The organism is Wolbachia endosymbiont (group A) of Udea olivalis (assembly GCF_964028365.1).
Taxonomy (GTDB): Bacteria; Pseudomonadota; Alphaproteobacteria; order Rickettsiales; family Anaplasmataceae; genus Wolbachia; species Wolbachia pipientis.
Genome location: NZ_OZ034773.1, coordinates 48,005 through 74,751, shown reverse-complemented (window position 1 = coordinate 74,751; position 26,747 = coordinate 48,005). Strand labels below are relative to the sequence as shown.

Sequence of the window (26,747 nt, the reverse complement as noted above, 5' to 3'; positions counted from 1 at the left end):
TTTCATAGATTTTTCAAGTATACTCTAATTAGGAAATATCAATTTATAGTATGAATGAACCAGATGCGCTTAGCAAAAAAGTAATAGGAATAATAGGTGGTGGACAATTAGGTAAAATGACTGCTATCGCTGCAACAAAACTTGGACAAAAAACACATGTTTTTGCCAGTGCTAAAGACGATCCGGCTTGCTCTGTTGCTGATGATTTCACAATAGCAGATTTCTCTGATAAGAAAGCGCTTGAATCTTTTGCACAGAGTGTGGATTTGGTCACTATTGAGTCTGAAAATATTCCATGTAGTGCAATTAATATCGATGTAAATTTTTATCCGGGTAAAAAAGCGTTACACATTGCGCAAAATAGGCTTAGAGAGAAAGATTTCATTAGAAGCTTGAGTATAAAAACTGCTGAATACAAAAGTATACAAAATTATAATGAGCTACTGGAAAGCAGTAGAGCTTTTGGCTATCCAACAAGGCTGAAAACAACAGAAATGGGTTATGATGGAAAAGGGCAATATGTGCTTGAGAATGATTCTGAAGTGAAGCAATTTGCTTCCTTTGATTGGAATACAGAGTACATTCTTGAAGCAAGTGTTGATTTACTGAAAGAGGTTTCAATAGTCGTTGCAAGAGATAAAAACGGTAAAGTAGCTTTTTTTCCTATAGCAGAAAATTACCACGTTGATGGAATACTTGATACTTCAACAGTGCCAGCTAAAATAGATAGCAAATTAACTCAAGAGGTACAACGAGCTGCAAAGAAAATAGCAAATGCGCTTGATGTAATAGGAATTCTGGCTATTGAATTTTTTGTTACTAAAGATAACGAATTGTTAGTTAATGAACTAGCTCCCAGACCTCACAATTCTTGCCACTGGAGCTTGGATGCATGTAACGTTAGTCAATTTGAACAGCTGGTTAGGATAATATGCGGGCTACCTATGCAGGAAGTAGTATTACGCTTTCCTTGTATGACGAAAAATATAATAGGTAATGATATATATGATTCTCATAAGTATTTGAGCAACGAAAAAGCTAGTTTAACCATATACGGGAAAAAAGAGGTTAGAGATAAGCGTAAAATGGGACATGTCAATATAGATTTAAGTTAACAGTTTTTCTACGTTATACCGCCACAACTGTACGAACATTGTGATATGATGAGATGTTACATAGTAAACGGTGTCATTCTAGCACCTCTTTTCCCGTCATCCCGCTGCTTGTTAGCGGGATCTCATTTCACTTTGTGAAGGTGTCATCCCAGCACCTCTTTTCCCGTCATTCCGCTGCTTGTTAGCGGGATCTCATTTTACTTTATGAGGGTGTCATCCGAGTAGCCCCTTTCTCGTCATCCCGCTGCTTGTTAGCGGGATCTCATTTCACTTTATGAAGGTGTCATCCGAGTAGCCTGACTACTTGGATCCAGGAATTTTATTAAGTTGGTAAGCATAAAAGTGGCTGATCTTATGTTAAAACACAACGTTCTTGATGAGATTACAGCAAGGCTGGATTCCAGCGTCAGCTACTTGAATGACAGCAGTCCTACGTCATGCCGCCGCGGTATCTCTAGATCCCGCTAACAAGCAGCGGGATGACGGTTGTCGTTTAGCCACAAACATTAAAAAATTTACCAAACGAAAAAAAAGGCAAAAAAAGCCCCGTGGTTGGCTAATTACTTACATTATACTTTCAAGTATGGCGTTTTTTTATTCTAAACGTTTAATAACCGCGATTCAGTTGCTTTTAAGCCGCAACTAATCTAAATTATAAACGTTAAGAAATTTACTAAACAGAAAAAAAGGCAAAAGAAACCCTAGGGTAGCTAATTATTCACTATCCATTTTTTAAGTTGGCGTTTTTTAATGTTTTAAATGCTTTATAAGCGTATTTCAGCTTGTGTAGGTAAAAACCCAGAAATTTGATAAAGACATAAGGTGCACATAGTGCAAAAAATTAAACATGAGACGCCAGATACGTGAGTTTTTTTGTCATTTAATCTGTACAGAGAAGATAAATAAATAGCTTCAGTTTCATGATAAGGGGGCTGGCGGAGTTTGTCAAGGAAGTTTTTCGTTTCTATTTCCAATAAAAGTTTGTATGCAATAACACAGAAGCATGTACAGCTATTCCTTCATTTCTTCCAAGAGAACCTAATTTTTCTGCAGTGGTTGCTTTGATATTTACAAATTCATCATCAATTTCTAATGCTTTTGATATGAATTTCTTCATTTCTACTTTGTAAGGCGATATTTTAGGCTCTTCACAAACTATAGTAATATCTAAATTAGATACGCTGTACCCTTTTTCTTTTGCTTTTTTAGCAGCAAAGTCAAGGAAGTGAGATGAATTGCAATCTTTCCATTCAGAGGAACTAGGAGGAAAGTGCTCTCCTATGTCGCCATATCCCAGTGCTCCGAGTATTGCATCAACGATTGCATGTATTGCAACATCACCATCAGAGTGCGCTTCTATTGCCATGTTGTGTTCAATTTTCACACCGCAAATTTTTATAAAGCTTTCAGCACCGTTTTGAACTTTAATGAACTTATGTATATCATAACCGGCTCCGACACGAAATTTTGGCTCTTCAAAAAGAAGCTTTGCCATATTGATATCCTCTTTTGTGGTTAACTTAAAATTGCTTTTCTCACCTTTAATAATCGCAACATGTTTTTTGTGCTCTACCATTAGTGATGAATCGTCAGTAAATTCTTTGACTGATTGATGGCATGATAATAATTCTTTGAAATTAAAAATTTGAGGGGTTTGTATGGCTCTGAGCTTTCCTCTTGAAATCGTAGATTCAATAAAACTATTACTCACCAATGACATAGTGTCTTCAACTTCTATTGCTGGAACTACTCCTGTATATTGATCATTAATCATAGATTCAACCAAGTTATCTATCAGAACATCTGACACAAAAGGCCTACAAGCATCGTGTATAACTACAAAATCTGGGTTAACTTTTTGTAAGCTTTCAAGCCCTAGTTTAACTGAACTTTGCCTGTTTTCTCCTCCGTATACAGGGCTTAGTAATTTAGTGTCTGTAATTAGTGATATAGCTTTCTCATAGAAACTTTCATGGTCTCTATTAATTGCTATTCTTATGTAATCTATATATTGGTTAGCCAGAAATCTTTTAATTGTATGAAATAAAACAGATTTACCTGCCAGTTTTATATATTGCTTAGGAATCGTAGAATTGCATCTACTGCCTACTCCCGCTGCAACTATTAATGCTGCTATTTTGTATTTCTTAGCGCACATATTTCTTTTTGTAGAAGCTTTCCTCTCTATCCAAGATTCTTTCCGAAAAATAAAATTTCTGACATCATATAAAAGTTACTTCCCCTATTAACTAGCATAATTATAATAGCAAAAGAGATATTTAGAGAGCTCAAAATCTATCTTTGCCTGCGGATTAAACAACTAAATTTTAGTAAAAAACGATAGTATTACAAATCGTAAAATACTTTCAACATAGGAAAAATAAATTACATATTTTTCAGTAAATTAGCTATGCTAAACACATGCAAAAACGTCATATAACTATTTGTTTCATACTGCTTTTTATAATAGGGATGTTATTCCTGATGCGTCCTATGATTTTTCCATGTTTAATATCTATTATTATTGCATATTTGTTTAATCCGCTAGTAGTTAAGTTTGAAAAGTATAGAATACCGCGTTCATGTTCTGTAATTTTTATAATACTTATTTTATTAATAGCTTTTATACTAGTCATAACATTTGTTTTACCTATTATATATGTTCAAATTACTTCAATATTAAATTTCTTAGTGAGTAAAGTGCCTTCATTAAAGCTTAAAGTAATCCCCTCTGTATTAGAATTTCTTAATATAAAAATCGAGGATAGCTTATTTGATCACTTATCTAAAAATCTAGCAGAAAATTACAGCAACTATGTATCTTATTTCATGAATGCTCTTGATATTGCTAGTAACTTTATAATCCAAGTGTTAAGTTCAAGCTTTAACACGGTATCATTAATGGTGATTACTCCTGTAGTGTTTTTCTACATATTACGTGATTGGCCTTTAATTATAGAAAAAGCTAATAAATTAATCCCTATTCCTTACAGAGGAAAAATTGCAGATTATTTTTCCAAAGTGGATTTCATTATATCTAATTATCTAAAGGGGCAGGTAAATGTATGTATTGTCATGATGGTCTTTTACTCTGTGAGCCTGAGCATAATCGGATTGGAACACTCTATTGTTATTGGAATTTTATCAGGAATGTTAACGTTCATACCTTACGTAGGGCCATTATTATATACCATTATTGGGTTTTTGAGCGCTATCACTCAATTTAGTGGATGGTTTGAAAGTGCTGCCGTTTTGCTATTATTTGGTGTTGGACAATTAATAGATTCAAATATATTAGTTCCTTTATTAATAGGAAAAAAAGTTCATATACATCCAACTGTAATTATTCTGGGAATTACTATATGCGCTTCATATTTTGGATTTACAGGTATATTACTTTTTATTCCAATAATAGCAATGTTCAATGTATCAGTAGAATATGCAATCAATAAATATTTTAAAAGTGAGCTTTATAAAAACGGCTAACAGACCTTTTGCATAATCAATTTATGGTAAGAGGAGAAATGAGCCCAGAATACCTGACACATTTGAGGAGCGTAAGTAAATTTCTGCGCAAAAATTACTACCAGAAAGAGGTTACGTAAGAGGTTCAACGTGCAATTAAATTTATTTAACAACAATCAAGCTGATTATAGCCGGCAAAATTACATCATCTTAGATGAAAATAAGCACGTATATAATTCGGTAGTTAATGATTTATCTTGGAAATGTCTGATTCTTTTTGGACCTAAAAGCTCCGGTAAAACTCATCTTGCTCATATTTGGCAATCAATAAACGATGCAATCTTTATCAATGTGAATAACTTCGTAAGCGAGATTAGGTATAGCGATGCTTTTATTTTAGAAGACGTACAAAACATTAAAGATGAAGCAATGTTATTACATTGTTACAATTACATGAAAGAAAACGACAAGAGGCTGCTAATCACTTCTTCAATTTCACCAAAAAAGCTTAACTTCAAACTAAGAGATTTAAGTTCTCGAATATTATCAACTATCAGCGTAAAAATTTTGCCTGCAAGCGAGGAATTATTAAGAATTATGCTAATAAAACGATTTTCAGATAAACAGTTAAAAATTGATTTAAAAGTGATTAATTATATTTTAGCAAGAATAGAACGTTCTTTCTATAGCATTGATAAAATTATAGAAAAGATAGATAATGAATCTATAGGGTCAAATGTGACCGTTCCTTTTATTAGCACTTTATTAAAAAAAGATGCCATTTGATTTCTTCTTTTGTAAAGGTGTATATTAAAAATTTATTAACACCCATAACACTAACGTAATTGGAATCTCTATCTGTCCATGTTAGAATTATAATCAATGTTATGTTATAATAAATATAGATAGATACAGCTAAGAAGTATTCTATATTTATAGTAGAGCTCACTTTATAAGGTGTTTTTTATAGATTTAACGTTATAATTTAACTATGATAAGAGTAAGATTAAATTTAAGAAAAAGGTTAAAGCAAAAGTTTGTGATGTTCACTCTATTGATAAATGCTTTATTTGTCTCATATTTTCTCATAAGAAACACAGGGAACACTTCTAATCAAATTATAGCCAAAGAAATAAATATAGGAACTGATAATGAAAAATAAACAGTCGCAAAATAAAAAAGAAAATCTTTACATAACATATTACATAGATGCTTTAGCTTCAGAGAGGTTCGCTGCACAAAATACTCTGGAAAGTTATCGTTCGGATTTACACCAGTTTGAAGAATTTTTATTGGAAAGCGGCACTACCTTGGTTGGTGTAAACAAAACCAATATTAAAGATTATGTGAAATCTTTATGTACACAAAAAAAATATAAAAGTAGCTCTATATCAAGAAAAATATCCGCTATGAAAAATTTTTACAAGTGTCTATTTAATGACGGAATAATAGATTTTAATCCAGCGCCGGCTAATGATGCTGAATTAAAGAATCCAAAAGTTTCTCGTCCTTTGCCTAAGTATTTAAGTGTCGAAGAAATATTTTTGCTAATGGACACAGTGAGAAAATCAGCAAGCGAATCGAATAAAGAGATAAGCAGTAAAAGGCTATGTGCGATTTTAGATATCCTTTACTCTTCTGGAATGCGTGTTTCTGAACTAATTAGTATGAAATTATGTGAAGTGTCACATTTAATAAACAGTAATAACAAAGAATGCTATATAATAATAAAAGGGAAAAGTGGTAGAGAGAGGCAAATTCTTTTTAATGAACAAGCATTGCAGAGCCTTAGAAATTATTTATCAGTTCGTGATAATCTGATCTCTAAAGAAAAGGAATCCGATTGGCTATTCCCAGGTGATAAACCTAATAAACCAATTACAAGGCAGAGGCTCGGTCAATTAATGAAGGAGTTGGCAAGAAAATGCAATATTGATGAAAATAAGATCTCTCCACACGTGATTAGGCATTCTTTTGCTACCCATCTACTAAATAGCGGAGCAAATATTGTGTTGATACAGAAAGTTCTTGGCCATACTAACCTTTCTACAACACAAATATATACTCATATTGCTAACGAAAAGTTAAAGGACAAATTAGCTGATTCGCATCCTATTACTCAGATGATCAATAATTAAATTTATTGTTTTTAATTTGTAATAAAGTTAAATTTAAATAAATTTATGTGAGTTTGTGATTTCAAGTTTATTGTTTAATTTCTTTCTTATATTATGGGAGGTATTCTATACTTTCATTACTCTCCCTGTAATTTTCTTTTCTGAGTGTGTAATAACCATTTTCCTCGTCTGTTCGGTGAGAGTTGTATTATTCATGCTGCGTTTATTATGTGGCATTAAATATGAAGTGAGGGGAATGGAAAACATTCCTAAGCAACCTTTTATCATTGCATCTAAACACCAATCTCCATTTGAAACATTTATTTTTATACTACTATTTAGAAAAGCGGTTTTTATTTTAAAACGTGAATTGAAATGGATTCCATTCATTGGTTTGCATCTTATAGCGCTGAAAATGATTTTTATTAACCGTTCAGATGGTATCAGTTCTATACGCCATATAATCAAACTAGCAAAAATGCGTATAAAAGAAAATAGAAGCATAATAATATTTCCTGAAGGTACAAGAACAACTATAAACCAAAATATAAAATATCAACCAGGTATTGCTGCTTTATATAGCGTATTATCTGTTCCTGTGTTACCGGTTGCTTTAAACACTGGTTTGTTTTGGCCAAAAAGCATACTTTCTCTGAGAAAGAATCCCGGAAAGGCAGTAATAGAAATATTGCCCCCAATATATCCTGGGTTAAACAAAAATGAATTCTTGCAAAGTTTAGAAAAAATTATTGAAGAGAGAAGCAGTAGATTAACCATAGGAAAAACTGATATTGCAAATTAACAAAAAAACTTTATAATTAAAAGAAAAGTACAGTATTTTAGGTATTAATATATGGCAAATCATAAGAGTGCTAAAAAAATGATAAAGGTAATAGCAAAGCGCACTTTAATAAATAAGATGCGGAAAAGTAAAACTCGCACCTCTATTAGAAAATTGGTTGATATAATCAAGTCTGGCGACAAAGAAAATGTTGTTCTGGCATTTCGGAATGCTGAATCTAATTTACACAAGTGTGTGAATAAAGGTGTTATTCATAGGAATACTGCTGCGCGTAAAATAAGTCGCTTAAATGCAAAAGTAAAAGCATTGATGACCGCTTAATACGGTTAATGTAAAGTTAACTGTATTAATATATACTCCTCAGTTTGTATATTCTGTATAAAATTTAAGTAGCTTAAGTGATGGATAAAAAAGTGCTATTAGAACTAAGTAATGGATTAAAAATCGAGCTACCTGTATTAAGCGGAACAACAGGTCCTGATGTGTTAAATATCAAGGATTTATATAAGATGACAGGATTATTCACTTACGATCCAGGGTTTGTTTCTACAGCTTCATGCTCTTCTACAATTACATTCATTGATGGAGATGAAGGAGTTCTTAAATATAGGGGACATAATATAGCTGATTTGGCAGAGAATAATAATTTTACTGCTGTGATTTATTTATTGCTCTATGGTGAATTACCCAGTTCAGAGCAACACAAAAAATTTCTTCTCAAAATACAAGAATCATCCAAAGTATCAGAGCAAGTTACAAATGTAATTAAAGCATTTCCAAAAACTGCTCACCCTATGTCAATCTTAGTTGCATGTTTTGCAAGTTTGTCAGCATCTTATCATGAAAAGCATGGCAACAATGTCAATGGTGAAGACCTAGATTTTGGAATTTCTGCAATAGCGCAAGTTTCCACAATTATTGCAATGATTTATAGGCATATCAACAATCAGGAATTCATAAATGCTAACAATGAATTAAGTTACAGTGAAAATTTCTTAAAGATGATATTTGGCGATGCTGTTGATAATGATAAAAGCGCCCTTTTTGCAAAAGCTCTGGATAAAATATTTACTCTCCATGCTGATCATGAACAGAATGCTTCTACGGCGGCTGTCAGATTGGTGGGATCGGCTGGTTCTAATCTGTTTGCAAGCCTCTCTGCAGGAGTTGCTACACTTTGGGGACCAGCACATGGTGGAGCTAATGAGGCAGTTATAAATATGCTAAAAGAGATAGAGCAAAGTGGAGATATAGATAAATTCATCGAAAAAGCTAAAGATGATAAAGATCCATTTAAATTGATGGGATTTGGACATCGTGTTTATAAAAATTATGATCCGCGCGCGCGTATATTGAAAGGCGCTTGCCATGAGGTTCTAAGTAAACTAGAACAAAATAATGAACTGCTTAAAATTGCAAAAAAACTTGAAGAAATAGCTTTAAAGGATGAATATTTTATCGTGCGTAAGTTATATCCAAATGTTGATTTTTACTCAGGTATAATAATGAATGCTATTGATATCCCCTCAAATATGTTCACGCCTATTTTTGCACTTGCAAGAACCACTGGTTGGGTTACTCAGTGGTATGAAATGATAAATGATAAAGAAACTAAGATCTGTAGACCAAGGCAACTCTATTTTGGTAAATAAATTTATTTTCACTTCATTAGACTTCTTGCATAACCCAAACTAAGTAGAAAAAAGGTGTCATCCGAGTAGCTGACACTGGTTCCTTTACGACGGAAGTGTCCAGAGGTGTCATTCCAGTCTGGAATCCAGAAAAAAGGATGGTGTCATTCCGTATCCGTTCAGCCAATGGCGTCAACTTAAGAACTTTCATTAGCAAACTCTCCTAAAGACATGATGGCGTTTAGGCTTATCTACTTTATTGCGGCTGTCCCGGTCGGATTTTAACTTTAGCGCGTATACTTAAAAAGGGCTTGAAAGTTTTTTGGCGCAATAAGTACCTGATAGAGTTTCTGCCTCATTACACCAAATAAAACTGAAAAATTTAAACGATACTCAGTAATTTGATCTGGGTTCCAAGGCCCTTGTGCATCACACATATGAAGCGATAATATATTGCACATGACCAAGTTTGCCCAAAATTCTTGTAATACAGCCTCTCCAGAAAAATTCTCTAACTCTGCTCCTACTTTGAGTCGTTTATAGCACTCCTCTATGTGCCACCTTAACACATAAGCTTTGCTCCAAAGTCTCGGTCAAAAACTCTGTTTCTCAGTTGGCTAATGTCAGCACTATAACTCTTACTTTCTGTCCTTTCATTTTATTTTTTAGCTTTTCATTTTCTAATATAAAATCAAAATCTAATTCGCCAGCGTTCCCATAGCTTACTATAATTTCTTTTTTGCAAGCGAAAAATAAAATCTACTTCCAAATCATAATGCTGCTGAATGAATTTTACTGAAGACGATCATAGATAAATAATAATTTCTCTTGATTTAATAAACGCATTTGAGTGATAACTTCGGGTAATTGCTCTGCCGCCAACGTTTGTTCACCTATATTCCAAGCTGCAAGACGAGCACTACAAATTAGCGAAGTACACAAATCAACAAACAAATTGCCAATGGTGCCTGTTGTTCCATTTGGTTCAAACTCGGATACAATTTCCCCAGAGCTGGGTAATCTCATACCAGAACCATCTTCTGCAATAAGTCTATAGCCTCTCCAACTCAGGTTCATCCTGATAGGCTGTTTGGATGCTTAAATTCTTGAAAGCCTGTATGGCAAATCTTATACCTTGCTTTAGAAAAAGCTTGCTTTGAGGGTACATGTCAATGGCTCCATAAGTTCACATTCTATTCCCAAACTTTTTTTAACTAACTTTAAAATCATAGAAAATACTGTCGAAAAAGGAAGTTTTCTTGTTCGTGTAAAACTCAACACAATGGATTTTCTGAAAAGTTTTCGAGTATATTATATTTTTAATTTGTAGAATAAGGTTTTTTCCTTTTTGCATATTTCACCTAAAAAGGACACATTTTAGACTTCTTTGTTGAAATAAAACAGAAACAAAAGTGCTGTCCCTTGCACTCTTTGGATAATTTAATGATAAAAAATTTAGAGAGAAATTTTATACACTATCGCTGATATTTTTCCTTAAGTTGACGCCATTGCCTGAACGGATACAACTTAATTTTTAATCTGCAGGAGTCAAGTTGAGAATGTCCAATTTTCCACTTTCTTTATAGCATAACATACTTCAGCGCCTCTTGCTCTTCTTGAAGTCCAATGGGCTCACCACTTATGTGTAAATTAATCGTTAATGTTGTACACGTTCTTTTCTTTTTCTACTCTCTCTTGCTCTTCAATACAATATATAGCAAGCGGATTAGCTTTAAGTCTTTCGACTCCTATTTCTTCTCCTGTTCCATCGCAGTAACCATAAGTGCCTAATTTTATTTTTTCTAACGCCTCCTTAATTTTTTCTTTTCTATCTTTTCGACGCTTGATTAATTCCTCGTTTCCACTATCTTCATCAGAATAGTATGTATCAATACTATTATCTTCTAGTTCTTGTTTCTCTAACTCAGCGAGTATTGATTGTAACTTTAAGCTGAAGTATTCCAGTTGTTTTACGCTCATATATTCTTCATCTTCTGAAGGAGTGTAATCTTCTGGTGACTTTATTTTTGGTAACTTTTCCATAATTGCATTATCAAAAAAATAATAAAACCTATATAATTTATGAACAAAAAATTATACTACCTCAAAGTAAACACTATAATTTATAATAAACATTTAAAAGCCTAGTATGATCGACTCAGTAAAAAAATTAGTAATAGATGATAAGAACTTTACCTATATAGTATGTATTTTTATCATAATGTTAAGTTTATCTTCATTTACACTTAAAAACAACAATAAACAAGAAGTTATGTTAACATTAACATGGATATGTGCTACATTTGTTTTGCAGATTTCTACAAATAATTTGTTTACATCTGATTATCATGATGGAATATTAGAGCAAATCTTTGTACAGCCACTCTCTTCTAGGCTTATAGTTGCTTATAAAATTTTCGCTCACTGGTTATTATTTGGGTTACCGATTTCAGTAATTTCTTCCATATTCAGCTTTGCAATTCTAGGCAATAGTATTGAACACTCAATAGCAGTTGGAGTGTCTTTATTATTTAATACGCTGATAATCACTAATATTTCAGCTACTGGAAATGCATTGATGATTGGTCAAAACAACTTAGCATCAGGAGTATCGCAAATTCTTGTTTTGCCAATGATAATGCCAACCTTTGTGTATTTTAAAATGCTAACTCAATTTGAAAATTTATCCTTGAATATTTATACACTACTAATCACCATCTTAGTTTTTGTTATTTTGATTGTTAACAGCACTGTAACTACTCACATGGCACTAAAATTTGCTGTGGAACAGGATTGAAAAATCTTACTGTTATTCAGTAGACTTCTTGCATAACCTAGAAAAAAGGCAAATAGTTATTATAGATTTAGGTTTATCGACAATTTGAAAAACCTTCATTTCAGCATCCTTCCCTGTCATCCAAGTAGCCCTTCGTTGTCATCCCAGTGTCAAAAACTGGGATAACAGCTAACCTGACAACCGTCATCCCGCTACTTGTTAGCGGCTAAGAGATACCGTGACGGTATGACGGTTCGCGGTGGCATGACGATAAGCCTCATCATCCCGCTACGTGTTAGCGCCGCGGCGGTATGACGATTCGCAGCGGCATGACGAGAAAGGGGCTACTTGGATGATACCTTTTTTCTACTTAGTTTGGGTTATGCAAGAAGTCTATTCCTTCATAAGGAGAAGTAGTTAAAGGAATTTACTCTATTTCTCCCTCTTTTTTTATTATTTTTAATCTATAGTTAACGTAAAAGAGATATGCAAAAACTCTATTGATCCATAGTCTGCAAATTATTAATAACACTTACTTTAAAGAACCTCACTTTACGCTGATCTTTGAGCGCTCTTCTGTGGTATTTTGTAAGAGTATAACTTGTGAAATCGTCTTCCCTATAGATTAAAGAGTTACACTGCTTTATATGTGATGCTATCCACTCTGCATAGTCCTGATGATCGGTTGCAATGAATATTTCCCCTGTTATAAGTATTTTTTTTGCTAATAAATTTAAAAATTCCGTATTAATTAATCGTCTTTTATTGTGACTTCTTTTTGGCCATGGATCTGGAAAGAGAATAAAGAATCTTTCAACACTGTTATCAGGAAAATTTGCAATCAATTCTCTTGCATCTTCTGTCCACATTAAAATATTTTTTATGTTCTGTATTTCTATGTTTGTCAGCAAGCGAGAAACCCCCTTTAAGTAGGGCTCACATCCTATAAATAATAGATCAGGTTCATTGAGCACCTGGTAAAGCATATTTTCACCGTTGCCAAAGCCTATTTCTACCCATATTCTTTTTTGTGAATTTACAATTTTCTCTATAGATTCCTTGCTGTTTTGAATAGAATATTTTTCCAATATTTCATCAACATCAGGTTTTAGCCTGGACCTTCTGGAGAACGATCTAATCCACTTGCTATTCTTAAATAGCATATTCTTGATACATATATAATTTTCTCACTATATTTTATATAGCTTAAACAATTCTCGAAATGAGTTAATGAAAAATTACTTGTCAATAATTGTTAATATTATATAATATATGAGTTCTAATAAAGTTTAAGTTAAAGGTATGAATAATAATAATCCAGTCGTAAATCTACCGGTTACTATCAGAAAGCTATCATCAAACAAATTTATAGAAGAGATATGTCAAGGCCAATTTGAGGATCAAGATAATACCTTGTTTGAAGATTCTTTTGTTAACAAAATTAAAGAAGGAGATGTGGTAGAAGGTGTAATTACAAGAATAAACCCTAACGACGTTGTGGTTGATATTGGTTTAAAATCTGACGGGAGAATTCTGATCAAGGAACTCGGTTGTAATGATGAGGTCATTATTGGCTCGAAAATCAGAGTTTATGTGGAAAGAATTGAAGATTATCATGGTAATGTTGTTCTTAGTCGTGAAAAAGCAATTAGGGACGAAAAATGGAATAAGTTGGAAGAAGATACAGTTACAAGGGCTGAAGTAAGCGGAGTTATTAAACGCTCAATTAAATGTGGCTTTATTGTTGATCTTGGTGACGGAATAAGCGCTTTTTTACCGCTGAGTCATGTGGATTTGAAGCAAGTAAAAGATGCGAAGCACCTTATTGAAACTGAACAAAAGTTCATCGTGCTTAAAATGGATAAGAAGCAGGGCAATATTGTAGTATCAAGAAAGCTGGTGTTAGAAAAATTGCACGCTGGTGAAAAAATTAAATTTTTAGAATCTTTAAATGAAGGCGATATAATAGAAGGGAAAATAAAAAGTATCACTCATTACGGTGTATTTGTCGGTATTCATGAATCAGATGTAGTGGGAGTTATAGATGGATTGTTACATATTACAGATATCTCTTGGAGTAGGGTAAGTCATCCGTCTGCAGTTTTTACTTGTGGTCAGACTATAAAAGTTAAAATTATAAAAATAGATAAGGAAAATGCTAAAATTTCCTTGGGTGTGAAGCAGCTAGAAGATAGCCCTTGGCAAGATGCAGAGTCAAAATATCCAGTTGATAGTGTGAATAAGGGTTATGTAACAAGCATAGAAGATTATGGATTATTTGTTGAGCTTAGACCTGGAATTGAAGGTTTAGTGCACTCGTCAGAAATAACTTGGGTTAAGAGTAATTTACCAGTTAGTAGTCTCGTAACAAGGGGACAAGAAGTATATGTAAAAATTCTCAGTATTGACATTGCTAAGAGTAGGATGAGTTTAAGCATGAAAAGGTGTGTAGACAACCCTTGGCAAGTATTTATCAATAAATATCCTCCTGGTTCTATTGTTTCTGGTGAAGTGAAGAATAATACCGGCTCATATGTATCTGTTGCTTTCGGTGATTCTGAAATAGATGAGAACGTAGAAGGGACAATATATGTGAAAGATTTTAGTTGGTCTAAAAATGGTTCAGATGAGATAAAGAAGTATAATGTAGGTGATAAAATAGAAGCAAAAGTAATAAGGGCTAACGTGAATCGGGCAAGAACTTATCTTGGAATAAAACAAATAGAGTATGATCCTCTTGAAGAACTGATAAAGAAAGTTAAGGTAGGTGATAAAATACAGGTTATTGTAGGTAAGAGAGAAGATAATGGACTAGTCGTTGAAGTTGAGAACGATGTAACCCTTCTAATAGATCAAGAGCATTTACCAGAGAATAAAAAATTCTCTATATCAGAAAAAATAGAAGTTGAAGTATTGGGTGTTGAAGAATATAACATAGCATTATCTGCTAAGTGATAAGGTTTACTTATTTTGGCTTCATATAAATGGCAACAAAGTCTGATATAATAGCGAGGGTAGCAAAAAGACATCCTTTTTTAGATAAGATTGTTATAGCAGCTATAGTTGATAGATTTTTTGGGATACTTTCAAGCACATTGAAACATCATAATAGAGTTGAAATTAGGGGGTTTGGTTCTTTTTCAGTTAGAAGTTATAACTTGAAAGAAACAAGCCATTTAATGTTACAGAAGTTTACAAAGAATCAATACTTTAAAACATATTTTCGTAGCAGTAAAAAATTATCTGATTTGATAAATGAATAAAAATTTATACCATAAATAAGATGAAAGTAGGGGTTTGAGTTTATACTGTACGATAGAAATTTTTAGCACCATATGCAAGTAGTAGAAATAGTTATACGTAATAACACATATAAAATATCTTGCGAAAGTGGGAAGGGGAATCATTTATTACGCCTTGCTAATAGTTTTGACAAGTTAGTTAGTTCTGTATCTCAAAAAACTGGAGGTAAGGGTTCGGATGCATTAAATTTCTTACTTGCAGCACTAATTCTTGAGGATAAAATTTTAGAATTAACAAAGCGATTAGATGAAGTAAATCAAGAGCGCGAAAAGTATAGAAACGAGAAAAGAATAGAATATACTGAGGTACTAGATAAGGTAAATAAGATTATCACTAATCTTGAGTGCATAAAGGATTAGCTTCAATAAAGCAAGCAATTAAATTGACTATCTGACTATTCAAGCCAGGAGGGAGGTTTGTCTTACGAGTTATGTAACAATATAATTCGTAATCATCAAGATCAACTATTTTTTCGTATTCGATTAGTTCGCTTAAGGAAAATTTATCAAGATATTTCAATGCGAAATGCCCTAAAAGTATATCGGTTTCTTTGCAACCCCTATGCCAGCTTCTATATATTAATTTTCTTCTGAGTAGTGAGGTATCTGTCATTACAATTAAACTTTTTTTAATTTAAAAGTTAAACTAAATACTTGTCAAGCGAGGCGCATTTTAATATACTTAACATTTTGTTAAGATCTAAATATACAGGTGGAATTAATTTCTAATCTTATCCATCAATTTAGCGATGGAATATATTATTTTTTATCATTTTCTTTAATAATTTCTGTCATAGTATTCGTGCATGAATATGGGCATTATGTTGTTGCCAAAGCATGCAAAGTTAAAGTTGAATCTTTTTCCATAGGTTTTGGTCCTGAAATTTTTGGTTTTAACGATAAGTCTGGAACTAGATGGAAATTAAGCGCTGTTCCATTGGGTGGTTATGTTAAAATGCTAGGAGATACTAATGCAGCGAGTGTCCCAGCTGATCAACAAGAATTAACGGAAGAAGAAAAATTGTATTCATTTCATACAAAACCGCGTCATAAAAAAGCAGCAGTAGTTTTTGCAGGGCCTTTTGCAAACATGGTATTTGCTGTTATAGCTTTTACAATATTCTTTAGCATAGCAGGTTATTATCGCACTCCACCGGTGATTGAAAATGTAATCGAAGGTAGTGCAGCTAAGCAAGCTGGTTTGTTGCCAGGTGACACTATTACACAAATCAATGAGCATAAAATAAAATACTTTGAAGATATTTCACGTGTGATAATGTCGAATCCTAAAACAAGAATGGAGATTGAGTATAGCAGAAATAATGAGAAGCACAGGACCAGTTTAACTCCATTAATAATCAAGGACAAAGACGTTTTTGGCAACACAATAGAAAGAGAAACTATAGGGATTATTTCAGTCAATACATTAAAGCAGTCGTCTTTTCTTGGGGCTGTGAGCTTATCAGTAAGTGAAACTTACCACACTATGTGCTTAACGATCAAAGCTCTCTTTCACATTATTGTTGGTAAAAGGAGTATCAATGAAATAGGTGGACCAATAAAAATCGCAAAATATTCAGGACAATCAGCTAAAAAGGGATTTATTATGGTTCTATATTTTATGGCAATCATTGCAGCTAATTTAGCTGCAATTAACTTGCTGCCAATACCACTGCTAGATGGTGGGCATTTATTTCATTATATCATAGAAGCGGTTATACGTAGGGATTTAAGCTTGAAATGTCAAAAATATGCAGCTATTTTTGGTGCTTTAGTGTTGTTTTTGCTTATGGCAACTGGAATGTCAAATGATATTAGGGATCTTTTTTGAAATAAAATATGAAAAAGCTATTTTATATACTGGTAGTGGTTTTTATTTCTTTTCCTGCCCTGCTTGTTGCTTTAGGAACTGCGGAAAAAGTGCAGGTGAAAGATGTCAAATGTATTGGTAATGAGAGGGTAAGCAACCAGACAATAGGGTTCTATATAAAACTAAAATCTGGTGATTATATAAACGACGATGATATAGACTCAATTATAAAAGATCTATATAAAACAAAGTTATTTGCTAGTGTTAATGCTTACATAGATGATAAAAAAAATTTGGTAATAAAAATTCAAGAAAATCCACTAATTAACAAGATAATATTAAAGGGTAATAAGTTATTTAATAGCAAAGAGTTACTAAATAATGTGATTCAGTCAAAATCGCTAACTATTTTCACTGAAACAAAATTGCAAAACGATTTAATGAATTTAATCACTACTTATAGAAATAACGGTAAGGTTGGCGTTAAAATTGAATATGAGTTGGAGAAGCTCGATAGTAATAGGGTCAATCTAATTTTCAAAATAAAAGAAGGCAAAACCTCTAAAATTAAGGATATAAGATTTATAGGCAATAAAAACTTTTCTGAAAATGAGCTAGAGCAAGTTATTAAAAGACATAGTAATGACATATTTAGTAAGTTATTTAGAGCCATTTTTAAAGGCGAAAATCATTATTCACCGCAATATCTATTGATTAACACAGAATTGCTCGATCGTTTTTATTCGTCTAAGGGATATATTCAAAATAATATTCAACCAATTGTTGAGGTTGATAATAACAATCAAACAGAGTTAACTTTTTTGATTGACGAAGGACAGCAGTATTTGTTTGGAAATAATGAGGTTAATATTGAAACTGAAATTCAGGATTTGAGCCTAAAAGAAGAAATATTGGATTTTATAACAGAGGAAAACGATAAGATATTTAATAGAGTTAAAATTAATAATACAGTAGAAAAAATAAACAAATATTTAAATGAAAAAGGATATATATTTGCAAAAGTTAATCCAGAGTATGCACAACGTGACAACGTTGTAGATGTAACCTACAGAGTGCTGCCGGGTAAAAAGATTTATATAAATCAAATTACAATTGATGGTAACGATCGCACTTTAGATAAAGTGATCAGAAGTAAGCTAAGTGTAGCAGAAGGTGATGCGTACAATATATCTGAGATTCAAAAGTCACGTAAAAAACTAATGAGTAGTGATTTTTTTGAAACAGTGAAAGTAAATAGTTACGCAGTTAATGACAATACAGTAAATCTTGACTTAAATGTTAAAGAAAAAAACACTACTTCGTTGTATTTGGGAGGCGGTGTGTCTCTTCCTGGTGGAGCATTGATTAAAATTGACCTCAAAGACCGTAATTTATTTGGTACTGGAAAAGAGCTCTCTTTTGCTCTTGAAAAAAGTCAATACGTATTTTCTACTGATTTAGAGTTTGTTGAAAATAATTTTAATGATTCTGATACGTCACTAGGTGTAGACGTATTTTACGAAAAACAAGATAAGCCAAACACTACTTTTGATAGTTGCGATATGGGATTTTTTACAAAGTTATCATATAAAGTCACAGAGAACTTAACTAATTCCCTTCGCTATTCTTATAAGTATAATCATATACACATGGATAATAAGGGTGGACAAGACACCGATATCTCTGAAATAATACTGGACCGAAAAGGTGAACATCAGATTTCATCAGTGGGATACACGTTGGCACATAATAAACTGGATAACCTCTATACTCCAAAAGAAGGGTATTTACTGCGCTTAAGTCAGGATATTTCAGGATTGGGAGGAAACGTGAATTTCCTAAAATCTGAATTCTTATCTTTTTATACGCACCCTATATTAAGCAAAATTGACGATGATATAACTCTACGCTTTAAGATGGCGGCAGGTCATATTTTTTCTTATACTGATGAAAATCTAAACATTGGCCAGCACTTTTTTAAAGGGGGTAATGAGATTAGAGGGTTTGACCTTTCCGGTATTGGACCAAGAGCAGAAGACAAAAATAAAAGCTCATTAGGAGGCAAAACTTATTTTAATCTAACACAGCAAGTGGATTTTCCTCTACCAAAACTATATGACTATGCTGGTATCAAAGGCTCACTATTTGTTGACTATGCGACACTTTTTGGCTTAGATGATAAAAATAAGAAGTATGAAGGGAAATACTATGATAGCAAGCTTGTGAGAGTGTCACCAGGTTTTGGCTTTTCAATGCTTTCTCCTTTTGGTAGACTTAGATTGGATTTCGGGTTTCCTTTAGTAAAGGAATCTTATGATATAATACCATCACCAAATGTTAAATTTTCTATTGAAGCGGGGATTTGAATGAAATATATACAGTTATTTATATCAGTTATTGCCTTAATTATTTCCTTATTTGTGGGGTATAAGTTTGTAGGATATCAACCTCAGAACACAAAGGCTGCCATTATTGATAGTGATAAAGTTATCAATGAATCTCTTGCTCTGCAAAACATACAACAACAAATAAAGGAGCAGAATTCTAGATTACAACAAGAATTTGAAAGTGAGTTAGAAAAACTTAAGCCATCAAAAGAAGAATTTGAACTTTTGTCAGAAGAAGCAAAAAAAGAAAAGACAGAACAGTTTAATAAGCACACTGTAAATACTAGAGATAATTACGCTAAAAAAATGTTACATTTAGAAGAAAGCTATAGAGACGCAGTAGAGAGTGTTTTTAACAAGATAAAAGAAGTCGCTAAAAAAACGGCAGAAAAAAACAACATAGATTTGGTACTATTTATTTCAAAAAAGAACCAAGTTTTATACTCCATGGATGAAGTTGATTTATCAGATGTGGTATTAAACAATATAAACAAGAAAATACCTGAATTTGCTTTGAAAGGCATTGAGTAGGCTTATGCAATTTAATATCAGTGATATTATAAAAATATTACCACATTCTTATCCGTTTCTCTTAGTAGATAGAGTTATAGAGTGTGATCCTGGTAAAAGTATAAAAGCAATCAAAAATGTGACTTTCAATGAGCCATTTTTTATTGGCCACTTCCCTGGTCATCCGATAATGCCAGGAGTCTTGATAATTGAATCTCTAGCTCAGGCATCTGCTATATGTGTTCTAGGTAAAGAAACAATAGAAAATAAAGTTGTTTACTTGAGATCCATTGAAAATGCAAAATTCAGAAAGCCAGTTACTCCAGGGGACACATTGATTCTTCAAGCTAACATTCAAAGTGTGTGTTTAGGTGTACACAAATTTAGGTGTATTGCATCTGTTAGCGAAGAAAAAGTTGCAGAAGCAACAATCTCAGCAGTATTGCAAAATAAATAAAATCTTCATCTGTAAGAAACAGCATGTACACTGTATAGTATAGCAATGAAGCTGAATTTCAAAATCTCATTTTCGAATCTATATACTCGCAATGGATTAATAAAATTAGATGAGACATTTTTGAATTATATCAAATCATGTGATGAGAGCTTGTTTTGTTCATTAATTGAAGCAAGAGAAAAAGCAGCTTCTTCTTCGATGTCATCCCAGTGTCACCTCCCATCATCCCAGTGTCACCCCCCGTCATCCCAGTGCTTGACACTGGGATCTAGAAAACAAGAAGGACGGTCAGCTACTTGGATGACAGATAGTCAGTTAATAGTAGACCTCTCATATTTACTTGATGAATTTATTGCAAAACTTTTCAATGTTGAAAAAGAAATAGAGGAGCTAAAGAAAAAGCACAACGACTTTGCTGTAATATATAAATGCAAAAGGTTATTTGTCCAACGCTATGCATTGAAGAAATACACTAATGTGGCGAATATAGATATTACTAACAAACTAAGTCATTTTCTCACTTTGCCAACAACAGAAAAAAATTTTGCTGAGCAGGTGATGCATTGGTTTGAAGATAAAGAAAATCACAAAGAAGAAATAGAACTTGCAGCACAATATGCAGTGTGGAGAGTAAAAAATAAACAGAGTATATTATTCAGTATTCATAAAAAAATCGACCACGAAAACCTCATACCATTTTCTAAAAAAGAAGTGGACAAAGTTGAAGTGCTGTATTCAAATGAAGTAAAAAGACGATACGGTTTTGATCTAACAAGCAAAAAGGTGAGTTTGAATAAAGCACTAGATAATGCTCACTACTGCATATTTTGTCATAAGCAAAGTAAGGACAGCTGCTCAAAGGGGCTAATTAATAACGACAATACTTTTAAACAATCTCCACTAAAAGTTGAACTGCACGGCTGCCCACTAGAGCAGAAAATATCAGAAATGAATCTGGTGAAAAGCGAAGGGTACAGCATAGCAAGTCTTGCAATTGTGATGATAGATAACCCATTATGCGCAGCCACTGGGCACAGAATATGCAATGACTGCATGAATTCGTGCATATATCAAAAACAAGAACCCGTAAATGTGCCAGCAATTGAAACAAGGATTCTGGATGATGTGCTCAGTTTACCGTACGGATTTGAAATATATTCTCTGCTCAGCCGTTGGAATCCTTTAAATTTTCAGCGTTCATTGCCAAGAGGAAACACTGGAAAAAACGTTCTAGTTGTAGGCCTTGGTCCTGCTGGTTTTAATTTAGCTCATCATTTGTTGAATGATGGGCATAACGTTATTGCCATTGATGGACTAAAAATTGAGCCTTTGATCGATAATTTCCAGCTAATTAAAGATTTCAAACACGAAAAATTGAGTGAACGCATGGCAGGAGGGTTTGGTGGGGTGGCAGAATATGGTATTACTTCTCGGTGGGATAAGAATTACTTAAAGATTATTAGATTACTGCTGGAAAGACGTGAGAATTTCGTACTTTATGGAGGCATTCGTTTTGGTGGCACGATTAATGCTGATGACGCGTTCAACTTGGGTTTTGATCACATCGCCCTAGCACTTGGCTCTGGTAAGCCACGAATGATCAAAATAAAAAACATACTAGCTCGTGGAGTACGCATGGCATCTGATTTTCTGATGTCGTTACAACTGACTGGCGCTCTTAAATTCGATTCTATAGCAAATCTGCAAGTTCGTATGCCGATAGTTGTCATAGGTGCGGGGCTTACTGCGATTGACACTGCCACTGAAGCTTTAGCGTATTATCCAATTCAAGTAGAAAAATTTCTTCTTCGTTATGAGATATTAGTTGATAAGTATGGAAAGGACTGTGTTGAAAAAGATTGGACAGAAGAAGAGCGCGAAATTGCGAATGAGTTTATATCGCACGCACAATTGATCCGAGAAAAGCAAAAGTTAGCAAAAAAAGAGAATAGAGAAATAAAAATATTAGAGTTAATGCAGAGCCTCGGGGGAGTGAAAGTTATATATAGAAAAGAGCTAAAAGATTCACCAAGTTATCGATTAAATAGCGAAGAGGTGCAAAACGCATTATCAGAAGGGATTTACTTTATTGAAAACTTAGAGCCAGTTGAAGTTGTGACGGATAAATATAACCATGCTGAATTAATAAAACTGATAGACACAAAATCCGGCGAAATCAAACGTATAAAAGCACGTTCTATTTTTATAGCAGCAGGTACTGAGCCAAATACAGTTATTGCAACAGAAGATAAAAAGCATTTTAAATTAAGTAATGGGTATTTTACTCAATTGAATTCATTGGGAAAAGAAATAGATCCAATATTTTCTCCAAAAATGCAAAATAAAGATAGAATATTAGTGTATAAGCAAGGCAATAAAACAACCAGCTTTTTTGGTGATCTTCATCCTTCGTATAGCGGCAGCGTTGTGAAAGCTATGGCAAGTGCTAAGAACGGCTACCCTATTATTTCCCAGCTTTTGAATAGAGTTAATAGCTTCGTTTCTGTCATTCCAGTGTGTGATGTTGTGGGCCAGAAAAAAAATGCGTGGCCAAGTGTTGAAGACCTGGCTAATAAAGAATTATTTAATAGAATCAAAGAGCAATTCACTGCAAAGGTTATAAAAGTTCAATATTTAACAGACAAAGTTGTGGAAATAGTGATCAAAGCACCACTTGCGGCAAAGAATTTTAAGCCTGGGCAATTCTTTAGATTGCAAAATTTTGAAACCAATGGCAGAAAAGCCAATAATACAAACCTTGCTATGGAAGGTATAGCCGTAACCGGCACTGAAGTAGACAAAAAAAAAGGAATTATTTCCACTATTGTGCTGGAAATCGGCGGCTCCACTAATTTATGCAGACACTTAAGAGAAGGCGAGCAAATAATTCTTATGGGCCCAACTGGCAGACCTACTGAGGTTTACTAAGTCTCAATATTAAAGTGATGTCAAATTTTATTTCAAAAAGTAAATAATTTACTAACGCTCGTGCACAAATTAAAAATAAATTATGCACGAGTGTAGCGTTATGAATTAGGAGTGCTATATTAAAGCTTACCTCACTATTAAAGCTATCGGTCAGATTAGATTAAAAACCTAATCTGACCGGTTTCTCTATAACCCTCTAAACTCTGATATAATTATATGATAATTAGTTTAATTAGTGGTTAATATGCAAATTGATTTTATTCATATATTGAGATAGCATAAACCATATTGGTTTTAATTATTGTGCAACTTTATAAATCGTCACTGTTACTTCTACTGACTGTATTAATAGTTATAGTCCTAAAATTACCTGAAAATTTGAGCATTGCAGTAAATTGGTCTCTCCCAATTCTAGATTTTGATTTATCTTTTCGTACCATACTAATATCTTTTTTATCAGTTGCATTTTTAGCTGTTCTACCAGCACAAAATTTGACTTTTTCAGAGATGCTATCTTTTGCTGCTTACACTATTAGTTCACTTTATGCAGTTTTATCTGAACATATGATATTGGTTATAATATTCTGTGAATTAATGACCATCAGTGCATTTTTTATTATCGCAGCTAGCTGTAGAGATAGTGGACCTGCAATAAGGTACGCTTGTGTACACTTTTTCGTTGGAGTTATATTAATAGCAGGATTGGCACTTCAAAGCACTAACCTGATAATTTTGGGTTTATTGATAAACTGCGCTTGTTTTCCTTTTTCATTTTGGGTTGTTGATGCATATCCTGCTGCATCGCTACATGGCACCACATATCTCTCTTTATTTACCACTAAAGTCTCTTTTTTAGTGATGCTTTTACACACTTATAACCTATGGCAAGATTGTACTGAAATATTAGCGCTTGTAGGCACCATCACTGCAATTTACAGCATTATATTTGCTTCTCTCGAGCAAAATATTCGTAGATTTTTATGCTATAACGTTGTAGGACAAATGGGCTTGCTGATTATTGCAGGAGGTTTACTCAGCCCTTCGGAAAAGGCAATACCAATTTTGATACTGCATATAATCTTCTCTCTTGTTTATCAATCATTATTGTTTGTAGTCAGCAATTCGATTATTTCACGAACAAAAACAATTAGTTTTAATGGAGTAGGCAAACTGATGTCAGTGGAAGGCATGTGTGCTATAATCGCAATACTTACAATGGCTGCATTTCCTGGAACCGCTGGATTTATTAGCAAATCATACATTACAGCCGAGATTGAAGCAAGTGGTGCTAATTTAGAAGTGTATAAAAACTTATACAAGATTCTAAATTTACTGCTTTATTTAAGCGTGGGGCTCAAGTTTCTTTACTACATATTTATTGCAAAAAGTAAGTCAAAACCTTTAGCAGAGAGGGGAGGCAAAATGACTATGATTATTTTAGCATTTATATGCGTAATTGCTGGCAACCCTTACTTACCTATTTACAATAAACCTTCGATTTTCGATTTTGTGTACAACACAAAAAATATTTTGTCGCAATTTAATTTGTTATTATGTACCACTTTATTGTTCATTCTTTTACGCAAGTTATTTTACCCGAGAATAAATTTTAAAATGGATGTTGATTGGATTTTTAGAGCTTTCATACCCTATATTATCTTGCTGTTCAATCAATTGGTCTTTAAAGTGAGAGAAATGTCTGCCAACGTACTGCAAAACTTGACTAATTCACTTACTAGTTTATACTTTGATAATATTACTAAACTTAAGGAAGTGCTGGGTTATAACTCAGTGAGTTTTGTTTCAGCTTCTTCTCTCTTTTTAATGAGTATTCTACTAATGCTATTATGTTTAAGTCGTTAACCGAAAGTTTAAATTCTGTATTTAGTAAACTAAGAGGAAAGTCGATCATTTCTGAAGATGATTTTAATCTTGCCATGCGTGAAATACGCATAGCCTTAATTGAAGCTGACGTTTCACTTGAAGTTGCAAAAAAATTCATCAATGACATTAAAGATAAAGTGATTGGGGAAAAAGTCATAAAAAGTGTTTCTCCAGCACAAATGATAATTAAAATTGTGCAGGATAATTTAGTTGCAGTTCTCGGATCAGAGAAAAGTGACTTAAATCTAGCAGTTAAACCCCCTGCTGTGATTATGATGGTGGGCTTACAAGGTGCAGGTAAAACAACCACCTCAGGAAAGCTTGCTTTAAAGCTAAAAAAGCAAAAGAAAAAAGTGATGCTTGCCTCTTTAGACATTTATAGGCCGGCTGCCCAAAAACAACTTGAAGTGCTAGGTAAACAAATAGATGTGCAAACTTTACCTGTAGTAATAGACGAGAAGCCCATTACAATTACAAAAAGGGCACTAGCAACAGCAAAGAACGATAATTGTGATGTATTAATACTAGATACCGCAGGCAGGCTTCATATTGACAATAATATGATGAATGAGTTGAAAGCCGTAAAGGAAATAGCTTCACCTGCAGAAGTTATTTTAGTAGCCGACGCAATGATAGGCCAGGATGCGGTCAACATTGCCAAATCATTCAATGAGGTAATAGGTGTAACCGGCATTATTCTTACCCGTGTTGATGGTGATGCACGTGGTGGTGCTGCTCTTTCTATGAAAATGATCGCCGATTGTCCAATTAAATTTATTGCTTGTGGTGAAAAATTAAGTGACCTCGATGATTTTTATCCAGATAGAATTGCAAAAAGAATACTTAGCATGGGTGATGTTGTCTCATTGGTTGAAAAAGCTGCTGAGATTGTTGGTCAGGAAGAAATTGATAAGTTACAAAAGAAAGTGAAAAAAGGTAAATTCGACCTAAACGACCTACTGGGAATGTTAAAAACTCTGAGTAAAATGGATGGCATTAGCAACATAATGAAATTCATTCCTAGTTCATTTACAAAAAAGCTAAGTAGCAGTGTGCCAGATGACAATAAAGTGAAAAAATATATAGCCATCATAAACTCAATGACTGAAAAAGAAAGGCAAAATCCAGATATTTTAAATGGCAAAAGAAGACTTAGAATTTCTAAGGGGTCCGGAACAACTGTAACTGACATTAATCTTCTAATTAAGCAGTATAATCAAATGAGCTCTATGGTAAATAAGTTCAGTAAAGTTGACCATAGTAAACTCAAAGAATCTGATTTGATGGATATGCTAAGCAGAAAGTAAGTCAGCAGGTAGTGGAATGAGACAAATCATCAGTAAACCTTTAGCTATATCAAAAGCGGCTTAGGTCTCGCAAAAAAATTTACAGCTTCTTGCTAGCCAAGAAATTTATTATTAATTTTAAGAAATACTATAGCTGACCCAAGCAACACGTCATACCGCGATTCATTTCATAACTGTACGAACATTGTAGTGTGGGCCACCAGTGGGGTGTCATCCGAGTAGCTTGACTACTTGGATCCAGAAAAAAGAATGGTGT

The 26,747-nt window shown here is 33.4% G+C and carries 22 protein-coding genes and 1 pseudogene; 18 read left to right on the top strand and 5 right to left on the bottom strand.

The genetic code is table 11. The features are described 5' to 3' along the window. Positions 1-50: 50 nt before the first annotated feature. Positions 51-1,115: a 5-(carboxyamino)imidazole ribonucleotide synthase gene (locus tag ABWU32_RS00345; RefSeq protein ID WP_141456665.1), complete on the top strand. Its 1,065-nt coding sequence runs from the start codon at positions 51-53 to the stop codon at positions 1,113-1,115. 964 nt (positions 1,116-2,079) lie between these two features. Here the strand turns inward: ABWU32_RS00345 and ispD are convergent. Further along, on the bottom strand, positions 2,080-3,273 hold the full coding sequence (gene ispD, locus ABWU32_RS00340; protein WP_015589406.1) for a 2-C-methyl-D-erythritol 4-phosphate cytidylyltransferase: 1,194 nt from the start codon (positions 3,271-3,273) through the stop codon (positions 2,080-2,082). A 263-nt stretch (positions 3,274-3,536) separates the two neighbouring features. Between ispD and ABWU32_RS00335 the strand changes: the two genes are divergently transcribed. The 6 genes from ABWU32_RS00335 to ABWU32_RS00310 all read left to right on the top strand — a co-directional run bounded on the left by ABWU32_RS00335 (position 3,537) and on the right by ABWU32_RS00310 (position 9,151). Further along, a complete protein-coding gene (locus ABWU32_RS00335; protein WP_141456664.1) occupies positions 3,537-4,601 on the top strand; it encodes an AI-2E family transporter in 1,065 nt (354 codons plus the stop codon). A 129-nt stretch (positions 4,602-4,730) separates the two neighbouring features. Beyond that, positions 4,731-5,366 (top strand): DnaA ATPase domain-containing protein, encoded by a 636-nt coding sequence (locus tag ABWU32_RS00330; RefSeq protein WP_006280257.1) that lies wholly within the window; start codon positions 4,731-4,733, stop codon positions 5,364-5,366. Positions 5,367-5,731: 365 nt separating this feature from the next. Beyond that, positions 5,732-6,718, top strand: coding sequence for a tyrosine recombinase (locus tag ABWU32_RS00325; RefSeq protein ID WP_174516851.1), 987 nt, complete (start codon positions 5,732-5,734; stop codon positions 6,716-6,718). A 55-nt stretch (positions 6,719-6,773) separates the two neighbouring features. Then, positions 6,774-7,499 carry a lysophospholipid acyltransferase family protein gene (locus tag ABWU32_RS00320; protein ID WP_010963063.1) on the top strand — a complete coding sequence of 242 codons (726 nt, stop codon included), beginning with the start codon at positions 6,774-6,776 and terminating at the stop codon, positions 7,497-7,499. 51 nt (positions 7,500-7,550) lie between these two features. Continuing rightward, a complete protein-coding gene (rpsT, locus tag ABWU32_RS00315) occupies positions 7,551-7,820 on the top strand; it encodes a 30S ribosomal protein S20 (RefSeq protein ID WP_012673338.1) in 270 nt (89 codons plus the stop codon). Positions 7,821-7,900: 80 nt separating this feature from the next. After that, positions 7,901-9,151, top strand: coding sequence for a citrate synthase (locus ABWU32_RS00310; protein WP_015589409.1), 1,251 nt, complete (start codon positions 7,901-7,903; stop codon positions 9,149-9,151). A gap of 189 nt (positions 9,152-9,340) precedes the next feature. Here ABWU32_RS00310 and ABWU32_RS00305 read toward each other — a convergent pair. Beyond that, positions 9,341-10,484, bottom strand: a pseudogene (locus tag ABWU32_RS00305) (transposase). Between the two features lie 296 nt (positions 10,485-10,780). Further along, positions 10,781-11,173, bottom strand: coding sequence for a TraR/DksA family transcriptional regulator (locus tag ABWU32_RS00300; RefSeq protein ID WP_010963040.1), 393 nt, complete (start codon positions 11,171-11,173; stop codon positions 10,781-10,783). Between the two features lie 106 nt (positions 11,174-11,279). Here ABWU32_RS00300 and ABWU32_RS00295 point away from each other — a divergent pair, with 106 nt between their 5' ends. Next, the gene (locus ABWU32_RS00295) at positions 11,280-11,927 is read left to right on the top strand and encodes a heme exporter protein CcmB (RefSeq protein ID WP_015589376.1); all 648 of its coding nucleotides are present in this window, start codon (positions 11,280-11,282) and stop codon (positions 11,925-11,927) included. Positions 11,928-12,403: 476 nt separating this feature from the next. Here ABWU32_RS00295 and trmB read toward each other — a convergent pair whose 3' ends face one another. Beyond that, a complete protein-coding gene (gene trmB, locus ABWU32_RS00290) occupies positions 12,404-13,069 on the bottom strand; it encodes a tRNA (guanosine(46)-N7)-methyltransferase TrmB (protein WP_012673367.1) in 666 nt (221 codons plus the stop codon). A gap of 139 nt (positions 13,070-13,208) precedes the next feature. On the opposite strand from trmB, the gene ABWU32_RS00285 reads away from it, so the two are divergent. From ABWU32_RS00285 to ABWU32_RS00275, 3 genes are all read left to right on the top strand, one after another. Then, entirely contained in the window at positions 13,209-14,861 is a 1,653-nt protein-coding gene (locus ABWU32_RS00285) for a 30S ribosomal protein S1 (RefSeq protein WP_015589375.1), read from the top strand. A 29-nt stretch (positions 14,862-14,890) separates the two neighbouring features. Then, positions 14,891-15,169: an HU family DNA-binding protein gene (locus ABWU32_RS00280; protein ID WP_010963035.1), complete on the top strand. Its 279-nt coding sequence runs from the start codon at positions 14,891-14,893 to the stop codon at positions 15,167-15,169. Between the two features lie 72 nt (positions 15,170-15,241). After that, positions 15,242-15,568 carry a cell division protein ZapA gene (locus tag ABWU32_RS00275; protein ID WP_010082086.1) on the top strand — a complete coding sequence of 109 codons (327 nt, stop codon included), beginning with the start codon at positions 15,242-15,244 and terminating at the stop codon, positions 15,566-15,568. Here the strand turns inward: ABWU32_RS00275 and ABWU32_RS00270 are convergent. Next, entirely contained in the window at positions 15,543-15,821 is a 279-nt protein-coding gene (locus ABWU32_RS00270) for a succinate dehydrogenase assembly factor 2 (protein ID WP_006279484.1), read from the bottom strand. The genes ABWU32_RS00275 and ABWU32_RS00270 overlap by 26 nt on opposite strands. A 99-nt stretch (positions 15,822-15,920) precedes the next feature. On the opposite strand from ABWU32_RS00270, the gene rseP reads away from it, so the two are divergent. From rseP to ffh, 7 genes are all read left to right on the top strand, one after another. Continuing rightward, complete coding sequence (gene rseP, locus ABWU32_RS00265; protein WP_265044538.1) at positions 15,921-17,039, top strand: RIP metalloprotease RseP; 1,119 nt, start codon at positions 15,921-15,923, stop codon at positions 17,037-17,039. An 8-nt stretch (positions 17,040-17,047) separates the two neighbouring features. Continuing rightward, entirely contained in the window at positions 17,048-19,384 is a 2,337-nt protein-coding gene (bamA, locus tag ABWU32_RS00260; protein ID WP_015589374.1) for an outer membrane protein assembly factor BamA, read from the top strand. Beyond that, the gene (locus tag ABWU32_RS00255; protein WP_077188197.1) at positions 19,385-19,936 is read left to right on the top strand and encodes an OmpH family outer membrane protein; all 552 of its coding nucleotides are present in this window, start codon (positions 19,385-19,387) and stop codon (positions 19,934-19,936) included. A 4-nt stretch (positions 19,937-19,940) separates the two neighbouring features. Next, positions 19,941-20,372 carry a 3-hydroxyacyl-ACP dehydratase FabZ gene (fabZ, locus tag ABWU32_RS00250; protein ID WP_006279640.1) on the top strand — a complete coding sequence of 144 codons (432 nt, stop codon included), beginning with the start codon at positions 19,941-19,943 and terminating at the stop codon, positions 20,370-20,372. A gap of 45 nt (positions 20,373-20,417) precedes the next feature. Continuing rightward, complete coding sequence (locus ABWU32_RS00245; RefSeq protein WP_353278672.1) at positions 20,418-23,300, top strand: FAD-dependent oxidoreductase; 2,883 nt, start codon at positions 20,418-20,420, stop codon at positions 23,298-23,300. Between the two features lie 303 nt (positions 23,301-23,603). Next, on the top strand, positions 23,604-25,163 hold the full coding sequence (locus ABWU32_RS00240) for a proton-conducting transporter membrane subunit (RefSeq protein WP_015589371.1): 1,560 nt from the start codon (positions 23,604-23,606) through the stop codon (positions 25,161-25,163). Next, on the top strand, positions 25,148-26,491 hold the full coding sequence (ffh, locus tag ABWU32_RS00235) for a signal recognition particle protein (protein ID WP_353278670.1): 1,344 nt from the start codon (positions 25,148-25,150) through the stop codon (positions 26,489-26,491). Before ABWU32_RS00240 ends, ffh begins: the two co-directional genes overlap by 16 nt. Positions 26,492-26,747 lie beyond the last annotated feature (256 nt).